The organism is Shimwellia blattae DSM 4481 = NBRC 105725 (genome assembly GCF_000262305.1).
Taxonomy (GTDB): Bacteria; Pseudomonadota; Gammaproteobacteria; order Enterobacterales; family Enterobacteriaceae; genus Shimwellia; species Shimwellia blattae.
On record NC_017910.1, the window covers coordinates 388058 to 409201 of the forward strand.

Sequence of the window (21144 nt, forward strand, 5' to 3'; positions counted from 1 at the left end):
TCTCCCACATCTCATAACTGTCAATACAGAGATTACCGCAGGGGTGCTGCGGCGTATTTTATTCCGCTTCGCTGTTGGTGTTTTCTTCGGTGATTATCTGGTACAGCTCTTCGTCGCTCTGGGCGGCGCGCAGACGGCGACAGATGGTTTTATCGGCCAGGCGGCGGGCTACCACAGACAGGGTGTGTAAATGGGTTTTGGTCTGGTCTGCGGGCACCAGTAAGGCAAATAACAGATCAACGGGCTGATTGTCGATGGCATCAAAAGCGATGGGGGTTTCCAGCTGAATAAAGACCCCGACAGCGCGTAAGGTGTCGGCCTCCAGTTTACCGTGAGGAATGGCGATACCGTTACCAATGCCGGTACTGCCCATCCGTTCCCGGGTGAGGACCGCTTCAAAGACCACTTGCGGCGGAAGGCTAAGCTGTCTGGCCGCCAGTTCGCTGATGATTTCCAGTGCGCGTTTTTTGCTCTGGCAGTGTACAGCACTGCGCGTACATTCCTGGTTAAGGACGCTACTGAGTAAAAATTCTGAATCGTTATTTGTCATAATTTCACCTAAGCGTCCTGGGTTTGCGGCCCGCAATCGCGAAGGATGCGGGCCGCAGAGAACACAGGACGCCTGGACAATTAGTGTTGTTTTAGTTTGTCTTTATGCTTATTAAGCTGTCGGGCCAGCTTATCGATAAGCCCGTCAATCGCGGCATACATATCCTGGCCTTCGGCGCTGGCATGTAGCTCTCCACCATTCACATGCAGTGTTGCCTCTGCAATATGGCTGACTTTCTCCACTTTTAACACAATGTAGACCTGATTAATCCTTTCAAAATACTGCTCCAATTTAGCAAATTTTGTCGTCACAAACTCGCGCAGAGCCGGGGTTATTTCGACGTTATTGCCGGTGATATTGAGCTGCATAGTGTCTTCCTTATGGTTGAGTCAGACCAGTTGTTTACGCTGGTTTGACGGAGGAATCGATAATGACTCACGGTATTTCGCCACAGTGCGCCTGGCCACCATAATGCCCTGGTCAGAGAGCATACTGGTGAGCTTACTGTCGCTCAGGGGTTTCGCGGGGTTCTCCGCCGCGATTAACTTCTTCACCAGCGCACGAATTGCCGTGGAGGAGGCTTCCCCGCCTCCTTCCGTGTTCACATGGCTGGAGAAGAAATACTTCAGTTCAAAAATCCCCCGCGGGCTGTGCAGATACTTCTGGGTTGTCACCCGGGAGATGGTGGATTCATGCATCTCAACCGCCTGGGCAATATCCGCCAGCACCATGGGTTTCATGTGCTCTTCGCCATGCTCAAAGAAGGCCTGCTGCTGCTCCACAATACAGCGGCTGACCCGCAGCAGCGTATCGTTACGGCTCTCAAGGCTCTTGATCAGCCAGCGGGCCTCCTGCAGGTTGCTGCGGATAAACTGGCTGTCGCTGTCGTTGCGCGAGGCGCTGCCCATGGCCGCATACTGCTGGTTGATTTGCAGGCGCGGTATGCTGTCGTTATTCAGCTCTACCACCCAGTTGCCCTGGTGCTTACGTACCAGAACATCCGGGATCACGTACTCCGGCTCGCCGGTCTGGATCGACTGGCCCGGGCGCGGATCAAGTGACTGGATAAAATTGACCGCCTCTTTGAGCACGTCTTCTTTCAGGCGGGTGACCCGCATCAGAGTGCGGAAATCATGATTAGCCAGCAGATCAAGATGATCGCGGACAATCAGCTGTGATTCGGCCAGAAAAGGGGTCTCTTTGCGGTACTGGGAGAGCTGGATCAACAGGCAGTCGCGCAGATCTTTTGCCGCCACGCCCACCGGATCAAAACGCTGGATCCGCTTGAGGACAGCCTCGACCTCTTCGATGGTTATCTCGTCGTCGCCCGTGCTTTCGCGGATATCTTCCAGTGGCACCGTCAGATAGCCGGTGTCGTCCACCGCATCAACAATCGAGGTGGCAATGGCGCGATCCGTATCGGAAAACGGCGTCAGCTCCACCTGCCACATCAGATAATCCTGGAGGCTCTGGGTGGTTTCACCCTGGTAGACGGGGAGCTCATCATCAAAATAGTCGGCACCGGTGCCGGAAGGGGTGCCTGCGGTGTAGATCTCATCCCAGCTGGCGTCCAGCGGCAGCTCTTCGGGCATCTGTTGCTGTTCCAGCGCGTCGCGGCTGTCGAGGATTTCGCTGTCGGCAGATTGCTGGGTATCTATCTCCTGATGGCTGTCGGTTTGCTCCAGCAGCGGGTTACTTTCCAGGGCTTGTTGTAGTTCCTGTTGAAGTTCAAGCGTGGACAGCTGCAGCAGGCGGATTGCCTGTTGCAGCTGTGGCGTCATCGCCAGCTGTTGACTAAGCCGTAGTTGTAAACCCTGCTTCATGTTCAGTGCAAACTTCCTCAGGTCTGGATGGCCGCCCGGCACCGGGCCTGGCGGAACATCAATGATTATCTGGCGGCCGCAACCGGGGGTTGCCTTGCCGCCTTATCTCTTCCGGACCGTGAACTGGCACTGCCAGGCCGCACAAGAGTGCCGGTGAATCTTCATACCCTATCAGAGTCTGAAGTCTTCCCCAAGGTACACGCGTTTCACCTGATCGTTTTCCAGGATCTCCGCCGGGGTGCCGTGGGCAATCAGGTGGCCCTGGCTAACGATATAGGCGCGTTCACAGACCGCCAGTGTTTCACGGACGTTATGGTCTGTTATCAAAACCCCAAGACCGCTGTCACGCAAGTGCTCGATGATTTTTTTGATGTCGATAACCGAGATAGGGTCAACCCCGGCGAAGGGTTCATCCAGCAGGATGAATTTCGGGTTAGCCGCCAGTGCCCGGGCTATTTCTACCCGGCGGCGTTCACCGCCGGACAGTGACTGGCCCAGGCTGTCGCGCAGGTGCTCAATGTGAAACTCCGCCAGCAGATCATTGGCCCGGTCTTCACGCTGTTCGGCGCTCAGATCGTCGCGGATCTGTAATACCGCCATCAGGTTATCGTACACGCTCAGGCGGCGGAAGATAGACGCCTCCTGGGGCAAATAGCCGATACCGCGGCGGGCGCGGGCGTGCAGCGGCAACAGGCTGATGTCTTCGTCATCAATAATAATATTGCCAGCATCGCGCGGGACTATCCCCACCACCATGTAGAAGGTGGTGGTTTTCCCCGCCCCGTTCGGGCCCAGCAGGCCGACTATCTCACCGGAGTTTACGGTCAGGCTGACATCTTCTACCACATGGCGGCCTTTGTAGGCCTTCGCGAGGTTCTTCGCAATTAATGTTGCCATAACGAATCAGTTACTCTTGTGTTGTGACGACTTGCTGCCGTTTTTATCCTGAAGCTGGTTCGGTACCAGAACGGTGGTTACGCGTTTGCCTTTTGAGCTGAACGCCTGCATTTTCTGCTGCTTAACCAGATAGGTGATTTTGTCGCCCTTGATGTTGCTGTCCAGCTGTTCCAGATAGGCGTTCCCGGTCAGCACCACGAAGTCGCTTGCCAGCTCATAATGCATTTTGGCCGCATGCCCTTTTACCGGCTTGCCGTTGTCCTGCATCTGGTAGAAGGTGGCCGGGTTACCGTAACCGTCGATGACCTCTTTACCGCTTTGTCCTTCCGGACGGGTCACCACCACTTTATCGGCATTGATTTTGATGGTGCCCTGGGTCACCACCACATTGCCGGTAAAGGTCACCACGTTGCCCTGCATGTCCAGTGACTGCTGATCGGATTCGATATGAATCGGCTGATCCGTGTCCCCGGTGACCGCAAGTGCGGGGAGACTGGCCGCCAGAAGCGCCCCGGAAATGACCAGATTAAGGCTGAGTTTGTTTATCTTGAATTTCATATGAAGTTCTAACCTTTTCAATCAGCTGGGCAGTTTTACTGCGCAGGTTTCCGCGCATTTTCAGGCCGCTGGAATTAAATGTCGTGCCGTACAACGTGACCAGATCATCGGAGGTAACATCCTGCGTTATCAGGTTGATCTGAGCATTATCCGTTGTGATTTTTCGTAGCTGAGAGTCTGGCGTAAGCGCGTTGACTTCAACATGACCATACAGATAGAGCATCCGGTCATTAGTCAGTTTGGCGCGATCTGCCTTAATTGACCAGGTTGCCACTTGCTGTGCATCGTAACTGGTGACCACCGGATCCGTGAACCAGGAGACAGACTCCGCGGTGTAATACCCGGTCGTGCGGGAGACAAGGCGGTATGTCAGCGCGCCTTCCGGGCTGTAAACCAGGGTACTGGAATAGCCACTTTTGTATGTCGGCTCATCCGTATTTGTTGTTACGGGTCCGGTTTCATCCCGGTCAGCCAGGTTGACACCAATCAGCACCAGCACCAGCAAAGTGAGCAGGATGATAACCCAGCGCCTGGTGTTACTCATATGGATTGCCCTTTGGCTTCATCAAGTTTGCCCTGTGCCAGTAACAGTAAATCACAGACTTCGCGCACTGCGCCGCGGCCACCGGGGATATGGGTAACATAATCCGCCCGGGGCAGCAGCAGGGGGTGCGCATCCGCAACGGCCACGCTCAGGCCGATTTTCTGCATCACCGGCCAGTCTATAAGATCATCGCCAATATAGGCAGTCTGCTCCGGGCTGATACCCAGCCGGGCCTGCAAATCGGCAAAGGCGATCAGCTTGTCGGACTGGCCCTGGTACAGGTGCGTAATGCCTAGTGTCTGGCAGCGATCTTCGAGCAGTTTTGCTTTTCTGCCGGTAATAATGGCGACCTCAATGCCGGATGTCAGCGCACAGCGGATGCCGTAGCCATCGCGCACGTTAAATGCCTTCAGCTCTTCGCCATTATTCCCCATGTAAATCAGCCCGTCAGACATGACGCCGTCAACGTCAAGGATCAACAGACGGATCTCCCGGGCTTTCGCCATGATCTCTGTGTTCACCGGCCCGTAGCAGGTGTTCATGGTGGCTTGCGGGTTACTCATTCAGACTTCTACCTTCCTAGCGTTATACCACGCCTGCGCGCAGCAGATCGTGCATATGGAGCACACCAATGAGCCGGTCGCCTTCAGCCACCATAACGGAGGTGATATGGCGCGACTGCATGAGGTTCAGCGCATCAACCGCCAGTATACCCGGGCGCACGCGAATGCCCCCCGGGGTCATGACATCCACAATTCTGGCATTATGCAGATCAATGCCTGCGTCCAGTATCCGGCGTAAGTCCCCGTCGGTAAAGATGCCGTCGATGTTCATCTGGTCATCACAGATAACGGTCATGCCCAGGTTTTTACGGGTGATCTCCAGCAGCGCATCGCGCAGGGAGGCCTCTTTGCTGACGTGGGGGATCTCATCACCGGTGTGCATGATGTCGTTAACCCGCAGCAGCAGTTTGCGCCCCAGGGCACCACCGGGGTGCGACAGCGCAAAATCTTCTTTGGTAAAACCACGGGCCTGGAGCAGGGCCACGGCCATGGCATCCCCCATGACCAGGGTCGCGGTGGTGCTGGTGGTCGGGGCCAGTCCCAGCGGGCAGGCCTCCTGAGGCACGGTCACGCACAGGTGGATATCTGCGGCTTTCGCCATGGTGCTCTCCGGGCGGCCAGTCATACACAGCAGCGGCACATGCAGGCGCTTGAGTACCGGGATCAGCGCCAGGATTTCGTTCGACTCGCCCGAGTTGGAAATGGCAATCACGATATCCTGAGGGGTGACCATACCGAGATCCCCGTGGGCCGCTTCACCCGGGTGTACAAAAAACGCCGGGGTGCCGGTACTGGCAAAGGTGGCTGCCATTTTGCGGCCAATATGCCCGGATTTCCCCATCCCCATCACCACGACTTTGCCGGGGCAGTGGAATATGGTTTCGCAGGCGCGCGAAAAATCGTCATTGATGTACTGATCAAGCTGGGCCAGGCCTTCACGTTCAATTTTCAGGACATCCTTACCCGCCTGCTGAAAGTCAAAACCCGGCTGTAATTCTACATGGGACATAATGCATTCTCAGTTTATCTGATTATATGACAGTTCCGTCATGGGGGCTTAGCTGGGCCACCCAGTCAGGGCCGTAATCCATACGACAAATCCAGTCAGCAAAAAGGCGCCGCTACGTTTACCAATATGATGGCGCGAACGCCAGCAAAGGGTGGTGAAAATAACACTCGCCGCCAGCATCACCAGATAGTCCCGGGAGAATGCCTGCGGATCTATGGGGCCGGGGGAAACCAGTGCGGGGATCCCCAGTACCACGGCAATATTGAAGATATTAGAACCAATTATATTGCCTATTGCGATGTCATCTTCGCCCTTACGTGCGCCGGCAATCGCGGTCGCCAGTTCCGGGAGACTGGTTGCCACTGATATTATCGTCAGCCCGGTAACCAGCTCGCTCATACCCAGGTAGCTGGCGACGACCGTGGCGTTATCCACCACCATGCGGGTTGCCACCGGCATAATAACCAGCGCCACCCCCAGCCACAAAAACGCTACCGGACGGTTAAGTTCCCCGGGCAGCTCGGCTATCTGCTCGCGGGTAAAACTGTCGCTGCCGTGCCGCTGGGCAAGGCGGGCAATTTTAACGGTGAACCACAGGTAAATAACAGCCGAGATTAGCAAAATGATGCCATTTAATCTGGTCAGCTCTGCGTTCATTATCACCGGGGCGCATAATAGTGTGGCGACCAACATTAACGGGATCTCGCGGCGCAGAATATCAGAATGCACAGTAAAAGGATGCAGTAGCGCCCCTAATCCGGCGATCAGTAAAATATTGGTGGTACAGGAGCCTAATGCAATCCCCACACTTAAATTCGGCTGATGCTGCAGGGCGGCGGCGGTGGATATCATCATCTCCGGCAGGGATGTGCCGGCGCTGACGACAGTCATACCAATCAGCAGGGGAGAGAGCCCCATACTGCGGCACAGCACCGAGGTGGCGAATACCAGGCGATCGGCCCCGTAGACTACCAGGAATAAACCGATAATTAGCAGGCTGCTCGCCAGTAGCATAAGAATTCCTATAACGCAGGTATAATTGCCAGTTTTGTAGCGTGTGGTATCCGGATGGGCGCGGGGCGCCAGTATGGTCTTGCTTAGCAAGTAATTCTGACTTTATCGCATGGAAAAGTAAAACAAATGCCAGCTTTCGTATACCGCTACTGGTAAGATTCTGCAATATTATTGCGCCTGTTACAGTTTCAGGCGTTCAGTTTAAGGCGACTGATGAATATCACAGCATCAATAATGGCTGAAAGGATAAGCGAATGAACCAGGCGCAGACGAATCTGGTCGAGGTCCGGGGAGTCACTTTTTCTCGCGGCAACCGGCGTATTTTTGACAATATCTCGCTCTCTGTCCCGCGCGGGAAAATAACCGCTATTATGGGACCTTCCGGTATCGGTAAAACCACCTTGCTGAAGCTCATTGGCGGGCAAATTCAGCCGGAAAGCGGCGAAATTTTATTCGCCGGTGAAAATATTCCCGCCATGTCCCGCTCGCGGCTGTATACCGTGCGTAAACACATGAGCATGTTATTTCAGTCCGGCGCACTGTTTACCGATTTGACGGTGTTTGAAAACGTCGCCTACCCGCTGCGCGAGCATACACCGCTGCCGGAGCCGCTACTGCGCAGCACGGTAATGATGAAGCTCGAAGCGGTAGGGCTGCGCGGTGCGGCAAATCTGATGCCCTCGGAGCTGTCCGGCGGGATGGCGCGCCGTGCGGCGCTGGCCAGAGCCATTGCCCTTGAGCCTGACCTGATCATGTTCGACGAACCTTTTGTCGGCCAGGATCCGATAACCATGGGCGTATTGGTTAAACTTATCTCTGAACTGAACAGCTCCCTCGGGATGACCTGTATTGTGGTATCGCACGATGTTCCGGAAGTGCTGAGCATCGCGGATTGTGCATGGATCATTGCAGAGCAAAAAGTGGTGGCCCACGGCTCCACCGATGAGCTTGAGCATAATCCCGATCCCCGCGTGCGCCAGTTCCTTGACGGTATTGCGGATGGCCCGGTGCCATTTCGCTATCCGGCCAGAGACTATGCCGCTGATTTATTACCAGGAACGGGAGCGAATTGATTCATGTTGCTTAATGCATTGGCGTCGCTGGGGCGTCGTGGGGTGGATACCTGCGCTGCTTTTGGCCGCGCCGGGTTGATGCTGTTTAACGCGCTGGTGGGTAAACCGGCGTTTGGCAAGCATTTCCCGCAGCTGGTGCGCCAGCTGTATAACGTTGGCGTTTTGTCGCTGCTGATTATTATTGTCTCCGGTTTGTTTATCGGTATGGTGCTGGGTTTGCAGGGGTATCTGGTGCTCACCACCTACGGGGCGGAATCCAGCCTCGGTATGATGGTGGCGCTGTCATTACTGCGTGAGCTGGGGCCGGTGGTCTCGGCTCTGCTGTTTGCCGGGCGCGCCGGCTCTGCGCTGACGGCCGAAATCGGCCTGATGAAAGCCACCGAGCAGCTCTCCAGTATGGAGATGATGGCCGTTGACCCGCTGCGCCGGGTCATTGCGCCGCGCTTCTGGGCCGGGGTTATCTCTTTGCCGCTGCTGTCGCTGATTTTTGTGGCGGTTGGCGTCTGGGGCGGTGAACTGGTCGGGGTGAACTGGAAGGGGATCGATGCCGGTTTCTTCTGGTCAGCCATGCAGTCTGCCGTGGACTGGAAAATGGACGTGCTGAACTGTGTCCTGAAGAGCCTGGTGTTCGCGATTACCGTCACCTGGATTGCCCTGTTTAATGGCTATGATGCCGTGCCAACGTCTGCCGGGATCAGCCGCGCAACAACACGCACTGTGGTTCACGCCTCTCTGGCCGTACTGGGCCTTGATTTTGTGCTCACAGCACTGATGTTTGGGAATTAAGTTATGCAAACCAAAAAATTTGAAATCTGGGTTGGTGCGTTTTTACTGGTTGCGCTGATCGCTATTTTGTTTATTTGCCTGAAGGTGGCGAATGTCACCTCATTACGCAGTGAGCCCACATACCGTATTTCTGCCGTGTTCGACAATATTGGCGGCCTGAAGGTCAGCTCGCCGGTGCGTATCGGCGGGGTGGTGATTGGCCGGGTCAGCGATATTGCGCTGGACGCAAAAACCTACCTGCCGCGTGTCACCATGGAGATAGATGATCGCTACCATGAGATCCCGGACACCAGTTCGCTGGCTATCCGCACTTCTGGCCTGCTGGGCGAGCAGTACCTGGCCCTGAATGTGGGGTTCAGCGATCCGGACATGGGCACCTCAATGCTCAAAGACGGCAGCGTTGTTCAGGATACCAAGTCCGCCATGGTGCTTGAGGATCTGATTGGTCAGTTCCTGTATAAGAGCAACGACGGCACAAATAAGACGAATGGTGATGCCCCCGCAAACAGTGACGGGGATACTACCGGAACAACCGCGCCGCACGCTGGCGCCACGAATTAACTCTGGAGAGAACAACAATGTTAAAACGCCTGTTTATGATTGCCGTACTGGCCATCGCTCCGCTGGTTAGTGTCCAGGCGGCAGATCAGACCAACCCGTACAAACTGATGAATGAAGCGGCACAGAAGACATTCAGCCGCCTGAAGAACGAGCAGCCGCAGATCCGCAGCAACCCGGACTACCTGCGCAATATCGTTGATCAGGAGCTTTTGCCTTATGTGCAGGTAAAATACGCCGGTGCGCTGGTGCTGGGCCGTTACTACCAGCAGGCGACCCCGGCACAGCGTGAAGCCTACTTCGCGGCGTTTCGTGAATACCTGAAACAGGCCTACGGCCAGGCACTGGCGATGTATCACGGCCAGACCTACCAGATCGCGCCAGAACAGCCGCTGGGCAACGCAGATATTATTCCTATCCGGGTCACCATTATCGATCCTAACGGCCGCCCGCCGGTACGCCTGGACTTCCAGTGGCGTAAAAACAGCCAGACAGGTCACTGGCAGGCATACGATATGATTGCTGAAGGGATCAGTATGATCACCACCAAACAGAACGAGTGGAGCGATCTGCTGCGTACCAAGGGTGTTGACGGCCTGACCGCACAGCTGAAATCTATCGCCCGCCAACCCATCACTCTGGAAGAGAAAAAATAATGTCTCAGGCGTTGCAGTGGTCACTGCAGGAGAACCAGCTGGTGCTGAGCGGCGAACTGGGCAGCGATACACTGCTGCCCTTGTGGAACGCGCGGGCAGAGATAGCGCCCGGGATGCGCGGTATTAACCTGCAGGCGGTAACCCGTGTGGATACCGGCGGAATTGCGCTGTTGCTTCATCTGATGGCGCTGTCCCGCGATCACGGCAACTCGCCGGTGATAACTGGCGGTGATGCGAACCTGCACACGCTGGTGACGCTGTATAATTTACCGCCAGAGCTTATCCCCTTCGATGTAGCCTGAGCATTTTCAGTACGTTACTCACTCAGCCCCAAAAATCTTGCTTTGGGGCTTTTTTTTCATATTTAAGACGGCTCCACTTTCCTCTAAGATGTGTGGCTGTTTTACTAGCCGACGAATAGATCCCATGGAAAATCATGAAATTCAGACTGTGCTGATGGCAGCACTGCCTCTTGAAGAAGTTCTCGTCTCCGGTGACGGTAGCCATTTTCAGGTTATCGCGGTCGGTGAGATGTTCGCCGACATGAGTCGTGTAAAAAAACAGCAGGCGATTTACGCGCCGCTGATGGAGTACATTGCGGATAATCGTATCCATGCCCTGTCCATCAAGGCATATACCCCACAGGAGTGGGCCCGCGACCGCAAACTAAACGGTTTTTGAGCTGACGGCTGACGGCCGCCAGCAATGTGATTTGATAACAGAGAACAGGTGAATGGATAAATTTCGTGTGCAGGGTCCGACCCGGTTAAGTGGTGAAGTAACAATCTCCGGGGCGAAAAACGCCGCACTGCCCATCCTTTTCGCTGCCTTGCTGGCAGAGGAACCCGTTGAGATCCAGAACGTCCCGAAACTGAAAGATATCGACACCACCATGAAGTTGCTCAGCCAGCTGGGCACTAAAGTGGAGCGTAACGGCTCAGTCTGGATCGATGCCAGTGACGTGAATGTCTACTGCGCCCCTTACGAGCTGGTGAAAACCATGCGTGCCTCTATCTGGGCCCTGGGGCCGCTGGTGGCGCGTTTTGGTCAGGGTCAGGTATCCCTGCCTGGCGGCTGCGCCATTGGTGCCCGTCCGGTGGATCTTCATATCAGTGGTCTGGCCCAGCTGGGTGCGGACATTAAGCTGGAAGAAGGCTATGTGAAAGCCTCTGTAGACGGTCGCCTGAAAGGCGCCCATATCGTGATGGATAAAGTCAGCGTGGGCGCGACGGTCACCATCATGACGGCGGCTACCCTGGCAGAAGGGACTACGGTCATTGAAAACGCCGCCCGCGAGCCGGAAATTGTCGATACCGCCTGCTTCCTGAACGCCATGGGGGCAAAAATCAGCGGTATGGGATCTGACCGCATCACCATCGAAGGGGTTAAGCGCCTGGGCGGCGGTAAATACCGTGTGCTGCCGGATCGTATCGAAACCGGGACCTTCCTGATCGCTGCGGCTATCTCCGGTGGCAAAATTGTCTGCCGTAATGCCCGGCCGGACACCCTGGATGCGGTACTGGCTAAACTGCGCGAAGCAGGGGCCGATATCGAAACCGGTGATGACTGGATCTCGCTGGATATGCACGGCAAACGCCCGAAAGCGGTCAACGTGCGCACCGCGCCGCACCCGGCCTTCCCGACGGACATGCAGGCACAGTTCACGCTGCTGAACATGGTTGCCGAAGGCACCGGCGTGATAACCGAAACCATCTTCGAAAACCGCTTTATGCACGTGCCGGAGCTGATTCGTATGGGGGCCCGCGCCGAACTGGAAGGTAACACGGCTATCTGCCACGGGGTGGAGACGCTCTCCGCAGCCCAGGTGATGGCGACGGATCTGCGCGCTTCCGCAAGCCTGGTACTGGCGGGATGTATCGCTGAAGGCACGACCATTGTGGATCGTATCTACCACATTGATCGTGGCTACGAGCGCATTGAGGACAAGCTCAATGCACTGGGGGCGAACATCACCCGGGTGAAAGGCGAAGAGTAATCGCTTTCCGGCACTTTCCGGAACCCACCGACAAAAAGGCCGCTCAGATGAGCGGCCTTTTTAGTGCCCGCTAGCGGGGGGATTTGTCGCGCATAAAGCGCGTACGGTCGATATATTCATGGGTGAAGGGGTTGTGGTAGCGGGATGGCCAGATCTCCTCCGGCCCGATACCGATAGCTTTTGCTATCAGCATCTCTCCCTTTGGCCAGGGGCGCGTCAGGGCATTTGCCAGGGTTGATGAGCTTAACCCCGCCCGGCGGGACTCCGCTGCCAGTGACGTGCCGCGCTTGCGTAGCGCCGCGATAATATCCGCAGGATGCCAGTCTGTAAATTTTGATTCCATATCCTCTCCCTGTGCGATATTGGCTGTGTAGTGTTAAGGAATGTTCTCCTGACGACCGCTTACGCCAGCGCATTAATAACACCGCAAAGAGTGGGTATAGTTCCAGTATTTTCCAGAAATATATCTGAAAGAGTGAGTAAGTGTTGAGTTTTGCCTGTCGGCTAATGCAAACTCAGGTGCAGAACTGTGATGTCTCCGCACCATTACGGTGCGGAGTGGGATCAGAACTGGCGGCGTACCGCGATGTGCGCCAGGCCAATCAGCGCCTGTTTGTCGGGAGAGTCCGGCAGAACATCCAGCGCGGCGATGGCTTTATCGGCCTCTTCTTCCGCCCGCTGGCGGGTCCACTCAAGGGAACCGCAGGCGGCCATTGCTTCCAGCACTGGCTCCAGCAGATGGCGGCCATTTCCCTGCTCAATCGCCTTACGGATCATGGCGGCCTGTTCGGCTGTACCGTGGCGCATGGCGTGTAGCAGCGGTAATGTGGGCTTGCCTTCGTTCAGGTCGTCACCGACATTTTTCCCCAGGGTTTCGCCATCGGCGCTGTAGTCCAGCAGATCATCAATCAGCTGGAAGGCAGTCCCCAGGTAGCGGCCATAATCGCGCAGGGCCAGTTCCTGTGCTTCACTGGCACCGGCAAGGATGGCAGAACACTGGGAGGCGGCCTCAAACAGCCGGGCGGTTTTGCTGTAAATGACCCGCATATAGTTCTCTTCCGTGATATCCGGATCGTGAACGTTCATCAGCTGCAGCACTTCGCCTTCGGCAATCACGTTAACCGCGTCAGACATGATCTTCAGCACTTTCAGTGAGCCCAGGCCGGTCATCATCTGGAAGGCGCGGGTGTAGATAAAATCCCCGACGAGTACGCTGGCGGCATTGCCGAACGCTGCGTTAGCGGTGGCTTTCCCCCGGCGCATATCTGACTCATCGACAACATCATCGTGGAGCAGCGTCGCGGTATGGATAAATTCGATCAGTGCGGCGATATTGATATGAGCATCCCCCTGGTAACCCAGGGATCGGGCAGACAATACGGCAATCATCGGGCGGATACGCTTACCCCCGCCACTAACGATGTAATAGCCTATCTGGCCAATCAGTTGTACATCGGAACTGAGCTGCTCAAGGATCACTGCATTGACGCCCGCCATATCTTGCGCGGTTAATTCAGTTATATTTTCAAGATTCATCGCAAAAGTCTGGCTATCGTCCTGTTTACCACATGGCCCCACAGTGTATCGGGGGGCGGGAGAGGCATAATGTAGTACAGATTGTACTGAAAAAACGAGACAGATAAACGTACCTGGGCCGGTTGCTTTTTTTTTCTACGCAGAGTGATGATCGCACTTGTCAAACCCGCCCGATTTGCGTAATATTCGCGCCCTATTGTGAATATTTATAGCGCCCCTGAAATCACACAAGGTGTGCGCGGAAAGCGGAGTTTTATATGTACGCGGTTTTCCAAAGTGGTGGTAAACAACACCGAGTAAGCGAAGGTCAGACCGTTCGCCTGGAAAAGCTGGACATCGCAACCGGCGAAACTGTTGAGTTCGCTGAAGTGCTGATGATCGCAAACGGTGAAGAAGTCAAAATCGGCGTTCCTTTCGTTGATGGCGGCGTAATCAAAGCTGAAGTTGTGGCTCACGGTCGTGGCGAGAAAGTTAAAATCGTCAAGTTCCGTCGTCGTAAACACTATCGTAAGCAGCAGGGCCATCGTCAGTGGTTCACTGATGTTAAAATTACTGGCATCAGCGCTTAATACAGAGGAGCAGATTAAATGGCACATAAAAAGGCTGGCGGCTCAACTCGTAACGGTCGCGATTCCGAATCCAAACGTCTGGGCGTAAAACGCTTCGGCGGTGAAGCAGTTCTGGCTGGCAGCATCATCGTTCGTCAACGTGGTACTAAATTCCACGCTGGCAGCAACGTAGGTTGCGGTAAAGACCACACTCTGTTCGCTTTGGCTGACGGTAAAGTTAAGTTCGAAGTTAAAGGCCCGAAAAACCGTAAATTTATCAGCATCGAAGCTGAATAAGTTTTTCGTGTCCCGGTAACGGACTGAAGCCCCGCACTTGTTGCGGGGCTTTTTACATTCTGTAGCCGGGGGCGGAGTATCCTTCGCCACCGCAGTACCCGAACACGTAGCCCGGCAGTATATGTACTACAGGGAGTTATGGCATGAATCAGCAGGCTGTTGCCGGGATCCTTCTGGCGCTTACCACCGCAATGTTCTGGGGTGCATTACCCATTGCCATGAAACAGGTACTGGAGGTGATGGAGCCGCCGACTATCGTGTTTTACCGCTTTCTGCTGGCAGGGGCGGGCCTGGCGCTTATTCTTGGCGTGCGCAGGCAACTGCCGCCGCTGAGGCTGTTCCGTAAGCCGCGCTGGCTGGCGGTTCTGGCGATAGCGACGGGGGGCTTGTTCGGGAATTTTATTTTATTCAGTTCCTCGCTTCAGTATCTGAGCCCGACGGCGTCTCAGGTGATTGGCCAGCTCTCTCCGGTTGGTTTAATGGTGGCAAGTGTCGTCGTCCTGAAGGAGAAAATGCGCGGCACGCAGGTGATAGGTGCACTGATGCTGCTGTGCGGGCTGGTGATGTTTTTCAACACCAGCCTGGTGGAGATTTTTACCCGGCTTACGGATTACACCTGGGGGGTGATATTCGGGGTCGGGGCAGCAATGGTATGGGTCAGTTATGGGGTGGCGCAGAAGGTACTATTACGCCGCCTCGCCTCGCAACAAATCCTTCTTTTGCTGTACACTTTATGTACAATAGCGCTGCTTCCCCTGGCAAAGCCGGGGGTTATCATGCAGCTGAATAGCTGGCAGCTCTCGTGTCTGATTTTTTGCGGGCTGAATACCCTGATTGGCTACGGTGCGCTGGCTGAGGCCATGGCGCGCTGGCAGGCGGCGCAGGTAAGTGCCCTGATCACGCTGACGCCGCTGTTCACGCTGCTGTTTTCTGATTTGCTGTCGCTTGCCTGGCCCGATATCTTTGCAGCGCCCACCCTGAATACATTGGGGTATATCGGGGCGTTTGTGGTGGTGTCAGGGGCGATGTATTCCGCGATTGGTCATCGTCTCTGGGGACGCTGGCGCAGGAAAGACGCTGTAGTACCGGTGCCTCACTCGGGCGAATGATTTACGGAGAAGTAAAATGAAGTTTGTTGATGAAGCAACGATCCTGGTTGTTGCCGGTGATGGCGGCAACGGTTGTGTGAGCTTCCGTCGTGAAAAATATATTCCGAAGGGTGGCCCGGACGGCGGCGACGGCGGCGACGGCGGGGATGTCTGGCTGGAAGCGGACGAAAACCTCAATACCCTGATTGATTACCGTTTTGAGAAATCCTTCCGCGCTGAGCGCGGTGAAAACGGCCAGAGCCGCGACTGCACCGGGAAACGCGGTAAAGACGTCTCCATCAAAGTGCCGGTCGGGACCCGGGTTATCGACCAGGGCACCGGCGAGACCATGGGCGATATGACCACCCACGGCCAGCGTCTGATGGTGGCCAAAGGCGGCTGGCACGGGCTGGGTAACACCCGCTTTAAATCCTCCGTTAACCGTACCCCGCGCCAGAAAACCAACGGGACGCCGGGAGATAAACGCGATCTGCAACTGGAGCTGATGCTGCTGGCAGACGTGGGGATGCTGGGGATGCCAAACGCCGGTAAATCGACCTTTATCCGCGCGGTCTCTGCCGCGAAGCCAAAAGTGGCCGATTATCCGTTTACCACCCTGGTGCCGAGCCTGGGCGTGGTGCGTATGGACAGCGAAAAGAGCTTCGTGGTGGCCGATATTCCGGGGCTTATCGAAGGCGCGGCCGACGGTGCCGGCCTTGGGATCCGCTTCCTTAAGCACCTGGAGCGTTGCCGCGTACTGCTGCACCTGATTGATATCGACCCGATTGACGGCTCTGATCCGGTGGAGAATGCGCGCATTATCATCGGCGAGCTGGAAAAATACAGCGAAAAACTGGCGGCTAAACCCCGCTGGCTGGTGTTTAACAAAATCGACCTGCTGGATAAGGCAGAAGCCGAAGCCAAAGCACAGGCAATTGTGGAAGCCCTGGGATGGGAAGAGAAGCACTATCTGATCTCTGCGGCCAGCCACACGGGTGTTCAGGCACTGTGCTGGGACGTGATGCAGTTTATCATTGATAATCCGGTCGTCAGCGCAGAGCAGGCAGCACAGCCGGAGAAAGTCGAATTCATGTGGGACGACTATCACCGCCAGCAGCTGGAAGAAGTGGAAGAAGAAGCTGAAGAAGACTGGGACGACGACTGGGACGATGAAGACGACGAAGGCGTCGAAATTATCTACCAGCGCTGAGTTTCCCGCTCACCGTGTTGTTAAAAAAGGCCCTTCGGGCCTTTTTTTATGGGCTTTCGGGGGCCGTTGTCAGATATTGCCCGGTATCCAGCAACTGGCGCTCAGGCCCGGCTGGCCTTTTCGTTCATCCAGGTGCAGCTTACCGTGATGCAACTGGATAATCCGCTGGACAATGCTCAGGCCCAGGCCGCTGCCGCCATAGCGCTGGTCAAGGCGCTGGAACGGCTCGGTAATACTGCGGCGCTGCTCCGGCGGTATACCCGGGCCCTGGTCCAGCACCTGCAGGCAGGTGCCGCTACTGGCCGCGCTGAGGCGCACCTCGATCGTGCTGTTTTCCGGGCTGTAGCGTGAGGCGTTCTCCAGCAGGTTGCGCAGCATCAGGCGCAGCAATACCGCATCCCCCTCGGTGGTCAGTGAGCTGTCTGCCGGCCAGATAAGCCGCTGCCGACGCTGGCTGAGTAGCTCTTCCATTTCGGCTTTCAGTGGCCCGAGGATATCCTCAGACCAGCGGATGGCGGTGTAGTGCCCGCTGGCCAGTGCCTGGCTGGCCCGGGCAAGCATCAGCAGTTGCTCGACGGTATGCATCAGCTGATCGATACGTGCGATCAGCGTGCTGGCGTGGGCCGCCCCCTGTTGCTCCATCAGTTCCAGATGCAGCCGGATCCCGGCCAGCGGTGTGCGCAGTTCGTGGGCTGCATCGGCAGTGAACAAGCGCTCCTGCTGAATTGTGTGGTCAAGGCGGGAGAGTAACTGGTTCAGCGAGCCGGTCACGGCGACTATCTCGGTCATATCGGAATAGACCGGCACCGGGGAGAGGTTATCCGCCGAGCGGCTGGTCAGGCTGGTACGCAGGCGGTTGAGCGGCCGGGTGATCCAGGTGATGGCCCAGAAGGAAAAGAACAGGGTAAACCCCACCATTACCAGCGAAGGCACCAGCAGCGAGGCAATGGCCTCGTGGATCTCTTTTTCCACATGGCGGTTGCGGGCTTTGGCACTCAGGGTTTCATTGACCAGAAAACCAATCTGCTCCCGGCTTTCGTGCCACAGCCAGATGGCGCTCAGCAGCTGAAAAAAAAGCAGAATGCAGGCAAGCAGGAGCATCAGGCGCTGGCGCATGCTGTTCACGGTTATTTCTCCAGCCGGTAGCCGACGCCGCGAATGGTTTTGATCCGCTCTTTACCCAGTTTACGGCGCAGGTTGTGAATATGGACCTCCAGAGTATTGGAGCCGGGATCGTCCTGCCAGCTGTAGAGATCCTGTTGCAGGGTTTCCCGGTGCACGGTCTGCCCGGCGCGCATCAGCAGGCGCGACAGCAGCGCAAACTCTTTCGGGGTTATCTCAATTTCGCTGTCATCCAGGTAAACCTGCTGGGTTTGCAGATTCAGGGTGAGGTTATCAAGGGATATCTGATTATCGCTCTGCCCCTGGTAGCGGCGAATCAGCGCCCGGACCCGGGCCTGAAGCTCGACCAGCGCGAAGGGTTTGACCAGGTAGTCATCTGCGCCGGAGTCCAGCCCCCTGACCCGGTCTTCCAGACCGTCGCGGGCCGTCAGGATCAGTACCGGGGTTTTTATGCCGCTGCGGCGCCAGGCGCTGAGCAGCGTGGCGCCGTCTTTGTCCGGCAGGCCGAGGTCGAGGATAACCAGGCTGTATTCGCCCGTACTGATTAACCCGTCTGCCCGGGCGGCAGTATCGGCACAGTCAAGCGCATAGCCTTCGTTACGCAGGGCGATGGTCAGTCCTTCCCGGAGTAGTGCATCATCTTCGATAATCAGTAATTTCATGGGTCAGTTATTCTGATAAAGGTCTTTATAGAGCCGGCTTTCAAAGCGCACCAGGGGAAGCCGGCGATTACGCTGATCTGCCGGAGGCACCGCATAACCAGACAGAAACTGCACAAAAGCGACGCGCTGGCCGCTGGCGGTTGTCATAAAGCCTGCCAGATTATAGACCCCCTGCAGAGAGCCCGTTTTGGCGGAGAGTTTCCCGTCTACGCCTGCCTGGTGTAGACCCGCCCGGTACTGCAAGGTTCCGTCATGTCCGGATAAAGGTAGCATTGATATAAAATTCAGTTTGCTGTCATTTTGTGCGATGTACTGCAGTATCTGCATCATGGTGGCGGGGGAGATCAGGTTATGGCGCGACAAACCTGAACCGTCCACCAGAATGGTGTTGCCCAGATCGATACCGGCATTTTTCCGCAGCACCTGGCGCACCGCATCGGCCCCGGCCCGCCAGGTGCCCGGCACGTTGTAATAGCTGCGGCCAATGGTGCGAAATACCGTATCGGCAATCATGTTGTCCGATTTTTTCAGCATTATGCGCAGCAGAGACTGGAGCGGTGGCGACTGGGTGCTGGCCAGCACCGTTCCCGACGGGCCCGGCTGGGTCTGGCGTACCAGAGAGCCCGCATAGCTGATACCGGCGGTTTTCAGCTCCTGCTTCAGGATAGCCCCGGCGTAACCGGCCCCGTCCTGAATGGCGAACGCCAGCGGCAGCGGATCCTGGCGCTGGGCCAGGCAGCCGGTCAGGGTGTAGCGGTTAAGATCGCCCGCCACCACATCCAGCTCGCAATACTGGGCTTCGGCAGAGCCTCTGGGGAGGGTTTTGACCTGGCTGAAGACATTCACCGGGTAATAAGAGGCAATGCGCACAAAGGCGGTTTCGCCGGGTTGTGGGCTGTTGAGCGTGACGGAGAAACAGTTGCGATCAACAATCGCCGCCGCAGGTGGAGCGCTGAAGCACTGGGTCATATCATTCCACGGCCAGCCGGGGGCTTTATCGTGGCTGGCAAATACCGAGGTATCAATCACCACGTTGCCGGTGACCTGGGTTATTCCGGCCTTTTTGACCGCATTTACCATATTGCGCAGGCTCTGGCGGCGCAGGGTCGGATCGCCTTCAAAACGGGCGATCAAATCCCCGTTCAGCACCCCGTCTTTGAGCTCGCCACGGCTTTCCAGTGTGGTGGTGAAACGGTAATCCGGGCCCAGTTGCAGCAGGGCGACCAGGGCGGTGATGACCTTCTGGGTGCTGGCAGGCAGGGCCATTTGCTGGCTGTGGTACTCCACCACAGGCGCAGGGGCCCCCACTTTTTGTGCAACCATCGCCAGGTTTGCCCCGGCAGGTAACTGACTCACGTACTCTTCGACATTTGCTGCCTGGGCATTTAGTGCCACTGCGGTAGTAAATCCAATCACAAATCTGGAAAATCGCATAATCTCGCGTTACGGCCGGGAAACGTGCCGTCATACTACGGTGCAACACCTGGTAAAGTAAACGGTGGGTGACCCCCGCGGAACTTCGCGGTAAAATATTTATCAAATTGCCATAACAGACTGGCCCGGCGCTTCTCCGGGTCGGTTTTCTTTTGTTTGTTTCCCGGCAGGCTTCGGCCAGCCGGGTTCTGAGCGCAGTAACCTCCGGGTTGCGCGCCTGCAGGCCGATTTAACGAGGTATAATAATGCAAGCTATTCCGATGACATTACGTGGTGCCGATAAACTGCGCGAAGAGCTGGATTTCCTGAAATCGGTGCGCCGTCCGGAGATCATTGCCGCTATTGCTGAAGCCCGTGAGCATGGCGATCTGAAAGAAAACGCGGAATACCATGCTGCCCGTGAGCAGCAGGGGTTCTGTGAAGGCCGTATTAAGGACATTGAAGCGAAGCTGTCCAACGCCCAGGTGATTGATGTTACTAAGATCCCGAACAATGGCCGGGTGATTTTTGGCTGCACCGTTACGGTGCTGAACCTGGATAACGACGAGGAAGTGACCTACCGTATCGTGGGTGATGACGAGGCAGACTTTAAACAGAATCTGATCTCGGTAAACTCGCCGATTGCCCGTGGTCTGGTGGGGAAAGAGGTCGATGACGTGGTCGCCATCAACACCCCGGGGGGGATGGTGGAATTCGAAATCACGAAAGTTGAGTATCTGTGATATTCAGAGTGTAAGGCTTGTTGTAGATTGTAAAGCATAGTAAAAGGCCGTAGTTCGGCCTTTTACCAGCAAGCGGCCCGTGGCATTTTCGTAGCACCACGGGGAGATCCGCTGCTTCAGGGCAAAAAATCGCCAGATTGAACGGTTTTTTAGCGTGGAAGTGAAATTATACGCTCTGCGGTTGGGCGATAAAGCACCAGCGTTTTACCGATGACCTGTACATTACAGGCGCCGGTTTCCCGCACGATGGCTTCCACGATCAGGGTTTTAGTCTCGCGATCTTCCGAGGCAATTTTCACCTTGATTAACTCATGGTGCTCAAGCGCTTGTTCAATCTCGGCCAGTACCCCTTCGGTCAAACCATTATTGCCAAGCAGGACAACCGGCTTGAGCGAATGTGCCAGACCTTTCAGGTGCTGTTTTTGTTTAGTACTCAGATTCATCGTATATTTTTGCTTAGGTTGGGATTGAAAACGGGTCATTCTACCGCCATCTCCC

27 protein-coding genes are annotated in these 21144 nt (G+C 55.9%); 12 read left to right on the forward strand and 15 right to left on the reverse strand.

Annotated features, from left to right (window positions below):
- Positions 1–58: 58 nt before the first annotated feature.
- From ptsN to EBL_RS01840, 9 genes are all read right to left on the reverse strand, one after another.
- Positions 59–550 carry a PTS IIA-like nitrogen regulatory protein PtsN gene (gene ptsN, locus EBL_RS01800; RefSeq protein ID WP_002442052.1) on the reverse strand — a complete coding sequence of 164 codons (492 nt, stop codon included), beginning with the start codon at positions 548–550 and terminating at the stop codon, positions 59–61.
- An 80-nt stretch (positions 551–630) separates the two neighbouring features.
- Positions 631–918 (reverse strand): ribosome hibernation promoting factor, encoded by a 288-nt coding sequence (gene hpf, locus EBL_RS01805; RefSeq protein WP_002442050.1) that lies wholly within the window; start codon positions 916–918, stop codon positions 631–633.
- Between the two features lie 21 nt (positions 919–939).
- Positions 940–2373, reverse strand: a complete 1434-nt coding sequence (rpoN, locus tag EBL_RS01810; RefSeq protein ID WP_002442048.1) for an RNA polymerase factor sigma-54 — start codon at positions 2371–2373, stop codon at positions 940–942.
- 171 nt (positions 2374–2544) lie between these two features.
- Entirely contained in the window at positions 2545–3270 is a 726-nt protein-coding gene (gene lptB, locus EBL_RS01815; RefSeq protein WP_002442046.1) for an LPS export ABC transporter ATP-binding protein, read from the reverse strand.
- A gap of 6 nt (positions 3271–3276) precedes the next feature.
- Positions 3277–3828 carry a lipopolysaccharide ABC transporter substrate-binding protein LptA gene (gene lptA / locus EBL_RS01820; RefSeq protein WP_002442044.1) on the reverse strand — a complete coding sequence of 184 codons (552 nt, stop codon included), beginning with the start codon at positions 3826–3828 and terminating at the stop codon, positions 3277–3279.
- Complete coding sequence (lptC, locus tag EBL_RS01825; RefSeq protein WP_002442042.1) at positions 3797–4372, reverse strand: LPS export ABC transporter periplasmic protein LptC; 576 nt, start codon at positions 4370–4372, stop codon at positions 3797–3799. Before lptC ends, lptA begins: the two co-directional genes overlap by 32 nt.
- On the reverse strand, positions 4369–4935 hold the full coding sequence (gene kdsC, locus EBL_RS01830) for a 3-deoxy-manno-octulosonate-8-phosphatase KdsC (protein WP_002442040.1): 567 nt from the start codon (positions 4933–4935) through the stop codon (positions 4369–4371). The genes lptC and kdsC overlap by 4 nt, the downstream gene beginning before the upstream one ends.
- 22 nt (positions 4936–4957) lie before the next feature.
- A complete protein-coding gene (gene kdsD / locus EBL_RS01835) occupies positions 4958–5944 on the reverse strand; it encodes an arabinose-5-phosphate isomerase KdsD (RefSeq protein ID WP_002442037.1) in 987 nt (328 codons plus the stop codon).
- A gap of 48 nt (positions 5945–5992) precedes the next feature.
- The gene (locus tag EBL_RS01840; RefSeq protein WP_002442035.1) at positions 5993–6958 is read right to left on the reverse strand and encodes a calcium/sodium antiporter; all 966 of its coding nucleotides are present in this window, start codon (positions 6956–6958) and stop codon (positions 5993–5995) included.
- Between the two features lie 254 nt (positions 6959–7212).
- Here EBL_RS01840 and mlaF point away from each other — a divergent pair, with 254 nt between their 5' ends.
- The 7 genes from mlaF (at position 7213) to murA (ending at position 12027) form a co-directional block, all read left to right on the forward strand.
- Entirely contained in the window at positions 7213–8031 is an 819-nt protein-coding gene (gene mlaF, locus EBL_RS01845; protein WP_002442034.1) for a phospholipid ABC transporter ATP-binding protein MlaF, read from the forward strand.
- A gap of 3 nt (positions 8032–8034) precedes the next feature.
- Complete coding sequence (gene mlaE, locus EBL_RS01850) at positions 8035–8817, forward strand: lipid asymmetry maintenance ABC transporter permease subunit MlaE (RefSeq protein WP_002442033.1); 783 nt, start codon at positions 8035–8037, stop codon at positions 8815–8817.
- Positions 8818–8820: 3 nt separating this feature from the next.
- Complete coding sequence (gene mlaD, locus EBL_RS01855; RefSeq protein ID WP_002442031.1) at positions 8821–9378, forward strand: outer membrane lipid asymmetry maintenance protein MlaD; 558 nt, start codon at positions 8821–8823, stop codon at positions 9376–9378.
- Positions 9379–9395: 17 nt separating this feature from the next.
- A complete protein-coding gene (gene mlaC / locus EBL_RS01860; protein WP_002442030.1) occupies positions 9396–10031 on the forward strand; it encodes a phospholipid-binding protein MlaC in 636 nt (211 codons plus the stop codon).
- Complete coding sequence (gene mlaB, locus EBL_RS01865) at positions 10031–10333, forward strand: lipid asymmetry maintenance protein MlaB (protein ID WP_002442029.1); 303 nt, start codon at positions 10031–10033, stop codon at positions 10331–10333. The genes mlaC and mlaB overlap by 1 nt, the downstream gene beginning before the upstream one ends.
- Positions 10334–10457: 124 nt before the next feature.
- Positions 10458–10712, forward strand: coding sequence for a BolA family iron metabolism protein IbaG (gene ibaG / locus EBL_RS01870; protein ID WP_002442028.1), 255 nt, complete (start codon positions 10458–10460; stop codon positions 10710–10712).
- Positions 10713–10764: 52 nt separating this feature from the next.
- Entirely contained in the window at positions 10765–12027 is a 1263-nt protein-coding gene (gene murA / locus EBL_RS01875; protein WP_002442027.1) for a UDP-N-acetylglucosamine 1-carboxyvinyltransferase, read from the forward strand.
- Positions 12028–12097: 70 nt separating this feature from the next.
- Here murA and sfsB read toward each other — a convergent pair whose 3' ends face one another.
- Positions 12098–12370, reverse strand: a complete 273-nt coding sequence (sfsB, locus tag EBL_RS01880; RefSeq protein ID WP_002442026.1) for a DNA-binding transcriptional regulator SfsB — start codon at positions 12368–12370, stop codon at positions 12098–12100.
- Positions 12371–12591: 221 nt separating this feature from the next.
- Positions 12592–13563 carry an octaprenyl diphosphate synthase gene (ispB, locus tag EBL_RS01885; protein WP_002442025.1) on the reverse strand — a complete coding sequence of 324 codons (972 nt, stop codon included), beginning with the start codon at positions 13561–13563 and terminating at the stop codon, positions 12592–12594.
- A gap of 257 nt (positions 13564–13820) precedes the next feature.
- Here ispB and rplU point away from each other — a divergent pair, with 257 nt between their 5' ends.
- The 4 genes from rplU to cgtA all read left to right on the forward strand — a co-directional run bounded on the left by rplU (position 13821) and on the right by cgtA (position 16706).
- Positions 13821–14132, forward strand: a complete 312-nt coding sequence (gene rplU / locus EBL_RS01890; protein WP_000271401.1) for a 50S ribosomal protein L21 — start codon at positions 13821–13823, stop codon at positions 14130–14132.
- An 18-nt stretch (positions 14133–14150) separates the two neighbouring features.
- Entirely contained in the window at positions 14151–14408 is a 258-nt protein-coding gene (rpmA, locus tag EBL_RS01895; RefSeq protein WP_002442024.1) for a 50S ribosomal protein L27, read from the forward strand.
- 143 nt (positions 14409–14551) lie between these two features.
- Complete coding sequence (locus tag EBL_RS01900) at positions 14552–15517, forward strand: DMT family transporter (protein WP_002442023.1); 966 nt, start codon at positions 14552–14554, stop codon at positions 15515–15517.
- 16 nt (positions 15518–15533) lie between these two features.
- The gene (gene cgtA, locus EBL_RS01905; RefSeq protein ID WP_002442021.1) at positions 15534–16706 is read left to right on the forward strand and encodes an Obg family GTPase CgtA; all 1173 of its coding nucleotides are present in this window, start codon (positions 15534–15536) and stop codon (positions 16704–16706) included.
- A 69-nt stretch (positions 16707–16775) separates the two neighbouring features.
- On the opposite strand, the gene pmrB is transcribed toward cgtA, so the two are convergent.
- From pmrB to dacB, 3 genes are read right to left on the reverse strand one after another with little or no spacing between them, the layout of a single operon-like run.
- Positions 16776–17831, reverse strand: a complete 1056-nt coding sequence (pmrB, locus tag EBL_RS01910; RefSeq protein ID WP_002442019.1) for a two-component system sensor histidine kinase PmrB — start codon at positions 17829–17831, stop codon at positions 16776–16778.
- A gap of 2 nt (positions 17832–17833) precedes the next feature.
- On the reverse strand, positions 17834–18490 hold the full coding sequence (gene pmrA, locus EBL_RS01915) for a two-component system response regulator PmrA (protein ID WP_002442016.1): 657 nt from the start codon (positions 18488–18490) through the stop codon (positions 17834–17836).
- Between the two features lie 3 nt (positions 18491–18493).
- The gene (dacB, locus tag EBL_RS01920) at positions 18494–19924 is read right to left on the reverse strand and encodes a serine-type D-Ala-D-Ala carboxypeptidase (RefSeq protein ID WP_002442013.1); all 1431 of its coding nucleotides are present in this window, start codon (positions 19922–19924) and stop codon (positions 18494–18496) included.
- A 245-nt stretch (positions 19925–20169) separates the two neighbouring features.
- Here dacB and greA point away from each other — a divergent pair, with 245 nt between their 5' ends.
- Positions 20170–20646 carry a transcription elongation factor GreA gene (gene greA / locus EBL_RS01925; RefSeq protein ID WP_002442010.1) on the forward strand — a complete coding sequence of 159 codons (477 nt, stop codon included), beginning with the start codon at positions 20170–20172 and terminating at the stop codon, positions 20644–20646.
- A gap of 149 nt (positions 20647–20795) precedes the next feature.
- Here greA and yhbY read toward each other — a convergent pair whose 3' ends face one another.
- On the reverse strand, positions 20796–21089 hold the full coding sequence (gene yhbY, locus EBL_RS01930; RefSeq protein WP_034920336.1) for a ribosome assembly RNA-binding protein YhbY: 294 nt from the start codon (positions 21087–21089) through the stop codon (positions 20796–20798).
- Between the last annotated feature and the right edge of the window lie 55 nt (positions 21090–21144).